The sequence below is a fragment of the Xenorhabdus khoisanae genome (assembly GCF_001037465.1).
Lineage (GTDB): Bacteria > Pseudomonadota > Gammaproteobacteria > Enterobacterales > Enterobacteriaceae > Xenorhabdus > Xenorhabdus khoisanae.
Window position 1 is genome coordinate 1 of sequence record NZ_LFCV01000061.1, and the last position, 12,204, is coordinate 12,204.

Below are 12,204 nucleotides of genomic sequence, written 5' to 3' on the forward strand. Positions count from 1 at the left end.
GCTCTAACTTACCTTTCATCTCATTGCAGAATGTAGTCAAAGATTGTAATTTAACTTCATGTTCATTAAATTCAGATTTCATTATAATTCACCTTATTATAATAAATAACATCCCTGCCTTGATATTTACTTTCGCTTTATCACACCAGACTTTTCCTTATGTTTTTAAAGATAGTACATATTTATTTATTTTCAAGATGAAATTATATTACTTGAAATCACAATGCTTTTACATTTCACATTTTTTAGACCTGAAAATCACATATTTTATTGAATTTAATTAAAAAAAAGATTACATCAGAAATGACGCAATCTCTCAAGTCAGCAAAATTGTTATCCAAATTTCTGTCAATGTAATAACAGCTACATTCTTCAATGTGGTATAGGGTTTTTATTCCAATAAACGATAACCCCCATGCCATCAACCAAACATTGCCCTTCTTTGGTGACAAAAACCCCCAGTGCCGCAATCAGTTTATCGCCATAATAAAGCAGTGGTACCCTCTCCCTGAGCCAAGGGGCAACGCCAAGTTCCTGCCACAATTTTTTACTATGGCGGGAATGCTGCCGCCCTACGATACTGATATTCCCCTGAACACCAAAACGAATTGTCACTTGTTCATTATCATCAGGAGCTCTTACTTTTATACCGTTTTCTTCCGCCCGAACCAGCGTTCCCAATCCATCAGGCAACGCCAGTTCCTGTTCTATATCCCACTCAAGAACCGTTCCCGCCAAAAATTGATGCTGAGGAACCAGCCATAGCTGCTGCCGATAACGACGAATATGATATTGCCCCAATTTAAAGCAAGGCTCTGCATCTTGCCGGGCGAGCGCCACTTCTGACCAAATTCGTTGAAGCTGCTCCCGCGCAGGCATTTTTACACCATGCTGATTGAACCATCGGCGCAACAATGCGTTACGTTTAGCTTCAGAACAACTTTCCAAAGGTGGAATAGAAATCGTCCCTTCTGGTGTAGTGATTGAACTCAGTGACTCACCCAGCAATTCATCCAGCAATCTTTCTTGCTCCCCACACAAACCTGCACTGCGGGAAACGGCTTGCGGGAAATGCGGCCAACGCTGATTGAGCAGTGGCATAATATGCAGGCGTAAGAAATTGCGATCATAACGATCATCCTGATTGCTATCGTCCTCAATCCATTTCAACCCTTGAACCTGAGCATACGCTTCTAATTCTGCCCGACCAGCATTCAATAATGGACGAATTAATGTCGTTTCAGCAAATGGCATACAAAAAGGCATGGAAGATAACCCAGCAGGGCCACTTCCCCGCTTCAGTGCCAACAAAAATGTTTCTGCCTGATCATCTAGATGTTGTGCTGTTGCCAGGATTTCACCCTGCTGTAGTTCGCGTTGAAAAGATTGGTAACGGGCATCTCTGGCCGCAGCTTCAACACCATTCCGCCGGATATCCAAACTCACTTTTTCAGTTCGAAAATCAACCTGCCAGTCAACACAAATCTGACGACAATGTTCGACCCACAAATCTGCCTTTGAATTTAAACCATGATGGATATGGATTGCCCTTAAGATCATTGGCTCACAATTCTGTTGCTGATAATTCTGTTGCTGATATTGAGCACGCAGACGAACCAGCAAATGTAACAATACGGTGGAATCCAACCCACCGCTAAACCCAACCAAAATCTTTTTATGCGGTTCAATTTGTTCTGCCAACTTCGTCAGCAGAGGTTCATGAGTATTTGTCATTACGGACTCAAACCTTCTTCATATCTGCCAGATCAGTCTTCAATCAAATCATCCATTGACTTCTTCCCTTCAGGATCGTTGCCTTTGGCCCGGATACAAAGAAGTCCAGAGATGATAACCAGCACTAATCCCATCACATAAGCAGGAACAAAAGCATCACCGAAAAACAGAATAATCCACATCATCGACAAGACGGGTGATAAGAATAAGATTGAAGCTATTTTATGAGAATCCGGGCTGCTCATGGCCTTGAACCAAATAATATAGGAAATACCATTCAGTATGATGCCATTGAGCAATGTTGGCATCAGTGCATCACCAACAGGTAAGTTGATGCTGCTGAAAGCGAACATAAATACTGCGGAAACTAATGTAGAAAAAATGAATACCCAAAGTGTGCTGATATAGGGATCAATAGCAAATTGTCTCGATAATACGGACATCAGCGCAAAACAAAATGAGCCACTAAATACCAGAAACAAGGCCTGAGGATGTTCTACGGCAATCTCGGTTATATTGCCTTTCGTAAAAGTAATCACGACAGCCATGAATCCCATCACAATGCCAATCATCTGCCTGATGGACAGCCTTTCTTTGAACAGAAAAAACGATAAGCCGATTATCATTAATGGCCAGCTATATTGAATAACCAACACAGCCACACCATTCTCGATGGAATAACCATAATAAAGCAACAGATAGAAGAAACAGTCTAACGCGCCTAATATCAATACATTAAGCATAACTGGAAAAGGAATGTATAACAGTTTCTTCCAGTTTCTTCCCATGATGAGAGCAACCACAAATACCGCTAAAACAGACAGGACATTTGACCAGAATAAATATTGGAAATGATCCATCTCTTTCTGACCCAAACGCGCTATAGAAGGAATAAAACTCCAGATAAATACACAAGAAAATGCATAAATAATATATTTATATTTAGCCATAGAAAAACTCAACTTATTATTTTAAAGCCAACGACTGAGGCCCTGAATCCATCCCAATATAACTAGAAATGATAATACCAGATGGCAAAGAACGTGATGGTTTCACCCGCCATAAACAGCAAAACAGGTGGAAATACTGAAGAATGATCACTCCTCAGTACTTTCCACCTGCTATTAGTAATATTGAAAATAAAGCAGTAACTATCCAAAAATAGTTATCAATAAAACCGCTTTCAGAACCCTATTTTCTAAGCTTAACAGTAACCGTATTGCATTAAACGCTCATAACGACGGTTAACTAGCTCTTCGCTGTTCAGTTCGCTCAATTCGGAGAGGTCAGCCAACAATTGCGTTTTCAATGCCTCAGCAATCTCGTCATAATTACGATGCGCACCACCCAGTGGTTCTGGGATAACAGTATCAATTAATTTCAACTCTTTCAGGCGTGGTGCTGTATTTCCCATCGCTTCTGCTGCCAATGGCGCTTTTTCGGCACTTTTCCACAAAATGGAAGCACAGCCTTCAGGAGAAATGGTCGAGAAGGTGCTGTATTGCAGCATGTTCACTTTATCGCCTACACTGAGTGCTAATGCACCACCAGAGCCACCTTCACCAATCACTGTACAAATCACTGGCACAGAGAGACGGGACATTTCACGCAGGTTACGGGCAATCGCTTCTGATTGACCACGCTCTTCTGCCCCCACACCAGGATATGCGCCAGGAGTATCAATGAAAGTAATGATTGGCAATTTAAAACGCTCTGCCATTTCCATCAATCTCAACGCCTTGCGATAACCTTCCGGTGATGGCATACCGAAGTTACGACGGATTTTTTCTTTCGTTTCCCGCCCCTTCTGGTGGCCAATTATCATAACCGGACGACCATCAATGCGCGCCAATCCGCCCACAATTGCCTTATCATCAGCATAGGCACGATCACCCGCCAATTCTTCAAAATCGGTAAAAATGTGTTTAATATAATCTAGCGTATAGGGACGCAGAGGATGGCGTGACAATTGAGATATTTGCCATGCCCCCAAATCAGAGAAAATCTTGCGAGTCAGCTCTAGGCTTTTTTCCCGCAGACGCTGGACTTCTTCATCCAGATTTATATCTAGCTTTTCATCTTGACGGCTAACTGCGGTGAGCGAATCAATTTTCGCTTCCAGCTCGGCAATCGGCTGTTCAAAATCCAGAAAATTCAGACTCATAACGTTCCTATCTTAGTCAAATTCTAATTCTACCTGCTCGTTACCCAGCAGAGTTCGCAGATCTGTCAAAAGGGTGTCCGTTGGCGTTACCCGCCATGTTGCCCCGAATCGTAAACGGGCACGGGCATCTACCCTCTGATAATAAAGATGAACCGGTATCGTACCTGAACGATGTGGCTCCAATACACCACGAAGACGGTTCAATAATTGCTCATCAATTTGCCTGTCTGACAACGAGATAGCAAGCCCACGTGCAAATTTTTCACGAGCCTCACTGATATCCATTAATTCACGAACCGTCATTTTAAGCCCACCGCTAAAGTCATCAAAGCTGACTTGTCCGGTAGCAATCAAAATTTTGTCTTGCTCTAATAAATGTTGATATCTTTCCAACGCATCAGAAAACAACATAATTTCCAGCCGTCCAGAACGATCATCCAATGTGCTGATACCAATGCGGTTACCCCGCTTGGTTGTCACTATTTTGGATGCCAACACCAAGCCTACCACTGTCGTTACCTGACCACGAGGCGTCGGGTTCACATCTTTTAGACGCAACCCATTTGTATATCGTTCAATCTCTTTTAAATAACTTGTGATCGGGTGACCCGTTAAATACAGCCCAAGGGTTTCTCTCTCACCATCCAGAACAACCTGATCCGGCCATTTTGGCGTACTGGCATATGAACGCTCAACCTCTTCTGGCTCTTCGGCCAACACACCAAACATATCCGTTTGCCCAATCGCTTCCGCTTTGGCATGTTGATCAGCCGCTTTCAGTGCATCTTCCAGAGAGGACATCAACGCCGCACGGTGCGGCCCCAATCTGTCAAAAGCGCCGGACATTATTAGCTTTTCCATCACACGACGGTTTAGTTTTTTAATGTCAACACGCGCGCACAGGTCAAAGAGTTCCTTGAAATGTCCTCCTTTCTGGCGGGCTTCAAGAATGGCCTCAATCGGCCCTTCACCTACACCCTTAATCGCCCCAATACCATAAACAATTTCGCCTTCATCATTGACATGGAAGTGATACAGACCACTATTGATATCTGGCGGCAAGACTTTAAGCCCCATGCGCCAGCATTCATCCACCAGCCCAACGACTTTTTCGGTGTTATCCATATCCGCCGTCATCACGGCTGCCATAAATTCTGCCGGATAATGAGCTTTCAGCCATAAAGTCTGATAAGAAACCAGCGCATAAGCTGCGGAGTGAGATTTGTTGAAGCCATAACCCGCGAATTTCTCCACCAAATCGAAGATTTTCATCGAGAGCTCGCCATCAACACCCTGTTTTATTGCCCCCTCTTCAAAGACCGAACGCTGTTTCGCCATCTCCTCTGGCTTTTTCTTACCCATTGCACGACGAAGCATATCTGCACCGCCAAGGGTATAACCCGCCAATACCTGGGCAATCTGCATCACCTGTTCCTGATACAGAATGATGCCATACGTTGGTTCCAACACAGGTTTTAAGGTTTCATGTTGCCATTCGACATCAGGGTAGGAGATCTCTTCCCGTCCATGTTTCCGGTCAATAAAGTTATCCACCATGCCGGATTGCAATGGCCCCGGACGGAACAACGCCACCAATGCGATCATGTCCTCAAAACAGTCAGGACGCAGGCGTTTGATCAGATCTTTCATCCCACGGGATTCAAGCTGGAACACGGCCGTGGTTTCGGAGCGTTGCAGCATATCGAAACTTTTCTGGTCATCCAGCGGGATGGCTGCAATATCAATCAGCTCCAAGCCCTTTTTAGCTCGGCGCGCATTGACCATATCAAGTGCCCAGTTGATGATGGTCAGGGTTCTCAGGCCAAGGAAGTCAAACTTAACCAGCCCCGCATATTCCACGTCGTTCTTGTCAAATTGGGTAACGGGGTTTTGCCCTTCGGGATCGCAGTAAATCGGCGCAAAATCAGTGATCTTGGTTGGTGCAATAACCACACCACCCGCATGTTTACCTGCGTTACGGGTGACACCCTCCAATTTACGCGCCATGTCGATCAGCGCCTTGACCTCTTCATCCGCTTCATAAATTTCGGGCAGTTGAGGTTCCGCCACGAAAGCTTTTTCCAGCGTCATGCCGGGATCAGGCGGCACCAGTTTTGATATGCGATCGACAAACCCGTATGGATGCCCGAGTACACGCCCGACGTCACGGATAACCGCTTTTGCCGCCATCGTACCGAAGGTGATAATCTGCGATACCGCATCTCGCCCGTACATATCGGCAACATGGTCAATCACCTGATCGCGTTTTTCCATACAGAAATCGACATCGAAGTCAGGCATGGAAACACGTTCAGGGTTAAGGAAACGTTCGAACAGCAAGTCGAATTCCAACGGATCGAGATCGGTAATTTTCAACGCATAGGCGACAAGCGAACCCGCACCGGAACCACGTCCCGGCCCAACGGGAACACCGTTGTCTTTCGACCACTGGATAAACTCCATAACGATCAGGAAGTAACCGGGGAATCCCATCTGGTTGATAACTTTCAACTCAATATCCAGACGATCATCGTATCCCAGGCGTTTTTGTGCCCTGATTTCTGGATCGGGATAGAGAAACTCCAGACGCTCTTCCAGACCTTGTTTGGATTTTTTAATCAGGAAATCTTCGGTGCTCATGTCTCCCGTCGGAAATTGCGGAAGAAAATATTCACCGAGACGGATTGTGACATTACAGCGTTTAGCAATTTCTACGCTATTTTGCAGCGCTTCAGGAATATCGGAGAAAAGCTCGCACATCTCCTGTTCACTGCGCAGATATTGCTGAGGGCTGTAATTTTTCGGACGTTTTGGATCAACCAGTGTATAGCCATCGTGAATGGCAACCCGAATTTCATGTGCATCGAAATCGGTACTTTCCAGAAAACAGACATCATTGGTCGCCACAACCGGCACATTTTTTTCCGCTGCCAATTCTACAACGGCATGAAGATAATTCTCTTCATCCTGACGTCCGGTGCGGATTAATTCAAGATAATAGCTGTCCGGGAAATGTTCCTGATAAAAATCGAGGCACAGATCGACCATCGCCCGATTGCCACGCAGCAGGAATTTACCCACATCTCCCATGCGCCCGCCCGACAGCAGGATCAATCCGGCTTTCCGCGCTACCAACCATTCCCGTTTGATAGTCGGGCCAATGGCACCATAGCCTTTTTGGTAGGCTTCAGAGATCAACAAGGTCAGGTTTTGGTAACCTTCATTATTGCGAGCGAGGATCGTCAGATGGGCATATTCATCCCCTAACAGCTCACTTTCCACATAAAAGTCAGCCCCGATAATCGGCTTGATACCCGCATCGTGAGCGCTGCCATAGAATTTCACCAATCCACATAAATTGGTAAAATCCGTAATTGCAAGAGCCGGCATACCCAATTTGGCGACTTTTTTTACCAATGACCCCGTTTTAGCCAAGCCATCGATCATTGAATAGTCGCTGTGAACACGTAAGTGTACAAAACGTGGTTCTGTCATAATCTGCCCAGATACTTATCCCAGATTCTTATTCAAGACCCAGCGCCCGTTTAACCGGCGCAAAACTTTTACGATGATGTTCCGTCGCACCCAGTAACGCCAGTTTTTCCAGATGCAGGGCCGTAGGATAACCCTTATGTTTCGCAAAACCGTAATCAGGAAGCTGTTTATCCAGTTCTGCCATTTCTCTGTCACGCGTCACTTTAGCAAGGATTGAGGCCGCACTGATTTCGGCAACCAAGCTATCCCCTTTAACCACCGCTTGAGCTGGCATTGCTAATGCCGGGCAACGATTACCATCAATCAGGACATAATCAGGCGTAATTACCAAACCCGCTACTGCCCGCTGCATGGCAAGCATTGTGGCATGGAGAATGTTGAGCTGATCGATTTCTTCCGGCTCTGCACGCCCAAGGCTCCAACACAATGCTTTTTCTTTAATTTCTAAATACAGCGCTTCACGGCGTTTTTCTGTGAGTTTTTTCGAATCCGTTAAACCTGTAATGGGCTTAGCCGGGTTCAGAATAACTGCCGCAGTGACAACAGCCCCTACCAATGGGCCACGCCCAACTTCATCAACACCGGCAATCAAATTCGCCTGAGGATAAACAAAATCCATTATCTTCTCGCTAATTCCAGAACAGCTTGAGCAGCCTGTTCATCAGCATCGCAACGAATGCTTTCATGTAAATGCAGGAACGTTTGTTTCAGTGCTTCCACGTCAGCGCCGCCTTGCAGAAGAGGCAACAGCGCCTGCGACAACGCTTGTGGCTCGCATTCATCCTGCAATAACTCTTTGACTAATGCTTTACCTGCCAACAAGTTAGGCAGGGAAACATATGGTGTTTTCACCAAGCGTTTTGCCAGCCAGAATGTAAAAGGTTTCATTCTATAGCCCACCACCATTGGGCATTTGGCTAACATACACTCCAGTGCTGCCGTTCCTGATGCCAGTAAAGTCGCATCACTGGCAATCATGGCTTCACGCGCTTTTCCATCCAATAAATGGATTGGCAAATCCGGTGCAATTTCGTCTTTAATGCGCTGAAACTGTTCACGCCGTTTAGCATTCACCAAAGGAACCAATACGTGCAGATCAGGCAATTCTTTCCGTAACAATTGTACGGTTTTTAAGAAATCAGCACTGAGCATTTCTACTTCAGCATTGCGGCTACCGGGCAGCACCGCCAGACAATGGGTATTCAATGGAACGCCCAAGAATTCCCTGGCAGCGGCTTTATCCGTTTGCAGAGGCATTGCATCTGCCATCGTGTGACCAATGAACCGGCATGGAACATTAAACCGATCATAGAACGCTTTTTCGAATGGTAAAAATGCCAGTACCAAATCCGTTGACCGACCGATTTTAAACACCCGTTTGTGTCGCCATGCCCATACTGATGGACTGACGTAATGGATTGTTTTGAGTCCCTGCTGCTTAAGCCGCCCTTCCAAGGTGATATTAAAATCAGGGGCATCAATGCCAATAAATACATCCGGTTTCAAAGCAGTAAAACGCGCCGTTAAGTCTTTGCGTATTTTAAGCAAACGGGGTAAACGCCCCAGAACTTCAACAATTCCCATTACGGCCAGCTCTTCCATCTCATACCAGACTTCACAACCTTCCGCCTGCATAAGCGGGCCAGCAACACCCACAAAGCGGGCATTAGGAATTTTTGCTTTCAATGCACGAATCAGCCCGGCCCCAAGAATATCACCGGATGTTTCTCCGGCGACCAAACCGATTGTCAGCGGGCGCTGATTGTCAACAGAAGAAAAGGTAGTCAAAGGAGTTTCCTTCATCTACTTAACGAATAATGCCACGGCTGGATTTTGCGGAATTTTCCAGAAAATCACTGAATACTTTCACGTGTGGGTTATTTTCCGCTTGAAGGCTAATTTCGTGTCTGGCTTCTTCCAACGTTTTTCCGCTGCGGTAAAGCACCTTATAAGCGTTCCGGATAGCATGCAGCGATTCTTTATCAAACCCGCGACGTTTCAGGCCTTCAATATTCAATCCGAAAGGTGTTGCATGGTTTCCCTGTGCAATAACGTACGGAGGAATATCCTGAGCAACGCCAGAACAACCACCCACCATGACATGGGATCCAATCTGACAGAATTGATGCACTGCCGTCATTCCACCAATAATGACGTAATCACCCAGAATGACATGACCGCCCAATGTGCCATTATTTGCAATGATACAACGATCACCAACGATACAATCATGGGCGATATGGGCGTTGATCATAAGCAAATTGTCACTACCAACTTTGGTCACTCCACCGCCCTGAACAGTACCACGATGAATAGAGACACTTTCACGAATGCGGTTGCGATCGCCAATTTCAACGCGAGTCGGTTCACCTTGGTATTTGAGATCCTGATTGACCTCGCCAATGGAAGCGAACTGATAGATCTGGTTATCGCGACCAATCTTAGTTATCCCATTAACCACAACATGAGATTTCAGCTCAGTTCCTTCACCAATCTCAACCTGAGAAGCGATATAACAAAATGGGCCAATGCGAACATTGGCACCAATAACAGCACCTTCTTCAATGATTGAAGAAGGGTGAATAACAGCGGTCTGATCAATCATGGATTAATCCTCACGGCGGCGGCGAGCACACATCATTTCCGCTTCGCAAGCCAATTCCCCATCGACTTTCGCTACGCCCCTGAAACGCGCAACACCGCGACGTTCTTTAATAAACTCAACATCCATCACCAATTGATCACCCGGCAGCACCGGGCGCTTGAATCGGGCACCATCAATAGCTGCAAAGTAATACAATTCACCTGACTGAAGTGATCCTACACTTTTGAATGCCAGAATTCCGGTGGCTTGAGCCATTGCTTCAAGGATCAGAACACCCGGGAAAATAGGTTTACCCGGGAAGTGCCCCTGAAAGAATGGCTCATTAAACGACACATTCTTGACTGCGCGTAAAAATTTACCTGCTTCAAAATCCAAAACACGGTCTACCAACAAAAATGGGTAGCGATGAGGCAGTAAATCTAAAATTTCTTCAATTTGCAGAGTATGATTGTTACTCATCTAAATACTCTTCCTGTCTATATAAGAATCATTGTATTAACGACACGGCCTGCGTTAACTCTAAATTTAGAGTTATCAGGCAGGCCGCAAAAATTAAAAGCACAACCAAAAATGCTGATTAAAAACGTTTAATCAAAATGTAGTATGATTATTCGTTTTCATCTTCCAATCGGCGTTCCACTGACTTCAAGCGCTTATGCATTTCATTGATATTCATGACTAAAGCGGTAGTCTTACGCCAAGTTGTGTTCGGTTGTGATGGGATACCCGACGAATAAACACCAGGCTCTGTAATGGGGCGTATCACCATGCTCATACCCGTCACGGTTACTTTATCACAGATATTCATGTGTCCATTAATAACACTTGCACCACCGAACATACAGTAACGACCCACTTTCAGGCTACCCGCCATAATGACACCACCAGCTACTGCGGTGTTGTCTCCGATTGTCACGTTATGAGCGATCTGGCATTGGTTGTCTATGATAACACCATTGCCAATGACTGTGTTATCCAACGCACCACGGTCAATAGTCGTACATGCGCCGATTTCAACTTGGTTACCAATGATTACAGTGCCTAACTGTGGGATTTTAATCCAATTTCCGCGTTCATTAGCATAACCAAAACCATCAGAACCTATAACAGATCCTGATTGGATCAGGCAGGACTCACCCATTTCAACGTTATGGTATACCGATACATTGGCCCAAAGACGAGTACCCGCACCAATTCGTGCATTCTTACCAACAAAGCAACCTGCCCCGATGATGACATTATCACCAAGTTCAACACCAGATTCGATAACAGCATTTGCGCCAACCGCCACATTTTTGCCCAAAACTGCATCGGGAGAAATGACCGCTGATGGATGGATATCCTGCGCAGGTTGTGGTGTCGTATCCATAAGTTGCGCCATACGAGCATAGGCAAGATAAGGGTCATTGACAACCAATGCGGCAACCTTGCAGTGAGGAAGGTCTGCTTCACGTAGCACAACAGCCGCAGCCTGACACTCAACAAGTTTGTCAGTATAACGGCTATCGGATAAAAATGTAATTTGTTCGCTATTTGCTGAATACATCGGTGCAATACCGGTGATGACGATATCGCCATCACCATGCAATTGCGCATTCAACTGCTGAGCGAGGTCAGCCAATCGAATTGAAACCATTTACTTATTTAACCTGTTTCAGTACTTCTGCGGTGATATCTTTACCAGACGCAGAATACACAGCGGCATTCGCATCAAGAACAAGATCGTAACCTTCTTTACCTGCAACCACTTTAACCGCATCCTGAATACGGGTCAGGATTTTGTTGCGCTCTTCCAACTGGCGACGACGGCTATCGTTGTCCAAAGATTGTGCTTTCTGAGCAAACTCATCGCGTTTCGCCACAACTTCTTTTTCCAATTTTTCACGTTCACTGGCCTTCATGGTTGAGCCATCACGCTGCAATTTCTGGAGCTTGGTCTGCAAATCTGATTCCATGCGCTGCAATTCAGTTGCACGGCCTTTAAACTCGTTATCCAACTGTTTTGCCACAGCTTCACGGGCAGGTAACTGTTGAAAAACTTCAGCAACATTCACTAAAGCGATTTTATCTGCCGCCTGAACACCCGCAGAGAACGCTAATGCCATACCCAGGCCTGCTGCACATAATACTTTTTTCACTATAAACTCCTTTGACCCACGCTATTTTTACAGATTGGAAGATTCAGAGCTTACCCCATTAATCCATG

Annotated in this window: 10 protein-coding genes; all 10 read right to left on the reverse strand. The window is 45.5% G+C overall.

Annotated features, from left to right (window positions below; all coding sequences use genetic code 11):
* Window positions 1-372 precede the first annotated feature (372 nt).
* The 10 genes from tilS to skp all read right to left on the reverse strand — a co-directional run bounded on the left by tilS (window position 373) and on the right by skp (window position 12,136).
* Window positions 373-1,734: a tRNA lysidine(34) synthetase TilS gene (gene tilS, locus AB204_RS10025; RefSeq protein ID WP_047963243.1), complete on the reverse strand. Its 1,362-nt coding sequence runs from the start codon at window positions 1,732-1,734 to the stop codon at window positions 373-375.
* Window positions 1,735-1,766: 32 nt separating this feature from the next.
* On the reverse strand, window positions 1,767-2,684 hold the full coding sequence (locus AB204_RS10030) for a DMT family transporter (RefSeq protein WP_047963244.1): 918 nt from the start codon (window positions 2,682-2,684) through the stop codon (window positions 1,767-1,769).
* Window positions 2,685-2,938: 254 nt separating this feature from the next.
* Window positions 2,939-3,898: an acetyl-CoA carboxylase carboxyl transferase subunit alpha gene (gene accA / locus AB204_RS10035; protein ID WP_047963245.1), complete on the reverse strand. Its 960-nt coding sequence runs from the start codon at window positions 3,896-3,898 to the stop codon at window positions 2,939-2,941.
* Between the two features lie 12 nt (window positions 3,899-3,910).
* Complete coding sequence (dnaE, locus tag AB204_RS10040) at window positions 3,911-7,393, reverse strand: DNA polymerase III subunit alpha (protein WP_047963246.1); 3,483 nt, start codon at window positions 7,391-7,393, stop codon at window positions 3,911-3,913.
* 28 nt (window positions 7,394-7,421) lie between these two features.
* A complete protein-coding gene (rnhB, locus tag AB204_RS10045; protein WP_047963247.1) occupies window positions 7,422-8,012 on the reverse strand; it encodes a ribonuclease HII in 591 nt (196 codons plus the stop codon).
* On the reverse strand, window positions 8,012-9,196 hold the full coding sequence (lpxB, locus tag AB204_RS10050) for a lipid-A-disaccharide synthase (protein ID WP_047963248.1): 1,185 nt from the start codon (window positions 9,194-9,196) through the stop codon (window positions 8,012-8,014). Before lpxB ends, rnhB begins: the two co-directional genes overlap by 1 nt.
* 4 nt (window positions 9,197-9,200) lie before the next feature.
* Window positions 9,201-9,998: an acyl-ACP--UDP-N-acetylglucosamine O-acyltransferase gene (lpxA, locus tag AB204_RS21990; protein ID WP_047963249.1), complete on the reverse strand. Its 798-nt coding sequence runs from the start codon at window positions 9,996-9,998 to the stop codon at window positions 9,201-9,203.
* Between the two features lie 3 nt (window positions 9,999-10,001).
* The gene (gene fabZ, locus AB204_RS21995; RefSeq protein WP_047963250.1) at window positions 10,002-10,457 is read right to left on the reverse strand and encodes a 3-hydroxyacyl-ACP dehydratase FabZ; all 456 of its coding nucleotides are present in this window, start codon (window positions 10,455-10,457) and stop codon (window positions 10,002-10,004) included.
* A 148-nt stretch (window positions 10,458-10,605) separates the two neighbouring features.
* A complete protein-coding gene (gene lpxD / locus AB204_RS10065) occupies window positions 10,606-11,634 on the reverse strand; it encodes a UDP-3-O-(3-hydroxymyristoyl)glucosamine N-acyltransferase (RefSeq protein WP_047963251.1) in 1,029 nt (342 codons plus the stop codon).
* A 4-nt stretch (window positions 11,635-11,638) separates the two neighbouring features.
* Window positions 11,639-12,136, reverse strand: a complete 498-nt coding sequence (skp, locus tag AB204_RS10070) for a molecular chaperone Skp (protein ID WP_047963252.1) — start codon at window positions 12,134-12,136, stop codon at window positions 11,639-11,641.
* Window positions 12,137-12,204: the final 68 nt, after the last annotated feature.

What these genes read in the sequence shown, in the direction of transcription:
- lpxA (WP_047963249.1), bottom strand. Translation starts at nt 9,998, where the DNA reads ATGATTGATCAGACCGCTGTTATTCACCCTTCTTCAATCATTGAAGAA.
- accA (WP_047963245.1), bottom strand. Translation starts at nt 3,898, where the DNA reads ATGAGTCTGAATTTTCTGGATTTTGAACAGCCGATTGCCGAGCTGGAA.
- lpxB (WP_047963248.1), bottom strand. Translation starts at nt 9,196, where the DNA reads ATGAAGGAAACTCCTTTGACTACCTTTTCTTCTGTTGACAATCAGCGC.
- tilS (WP_047963243.1), bottom strand. Translation starts at nt 1,734, where the DNA reads ATGACAAATACTCATGAACCTCTGCTGACGAAGTTGGCAGAACAAATT.
- dnaE (WP_047963246.1), bottom strand. Translation starts at nt 7,393, where the DNA reads ATGACAGAACCACGTTTTGTACACTTACGTGTTCACAGCGACTATTCA.
- fabZ (WP_047963250.1), bottom strand. Translation starts at nt 10,457, where the DNA reads ATGAGTAACAATCATACTCTGCAAATTGAAGAAATTTTAGATTTACTG.
- AB204_RS10030 (WP_047963244.1), bottom strand. Translation starts at nt 2,684, where the DNA reads ATGGCTAAATATAAATATATTATTTATGCATTTTCTTGTGTATTTATC.
- rnhB (WP_047963247.1), bottom strand. Translation starts at nt 8,012, where the DNA reads ATGGATTTTGTTTATCCTCAGGCGAATTTGATTGCCGGTGTTGATGAA.
- lpxD (WP_047963251.1), bottom strand. Translation starts at nt 11,634, where the DNA reads ATGGTTTCAATTCGATTGGCTGACCTCGCTCAGCAGTTGAATGCGCAA.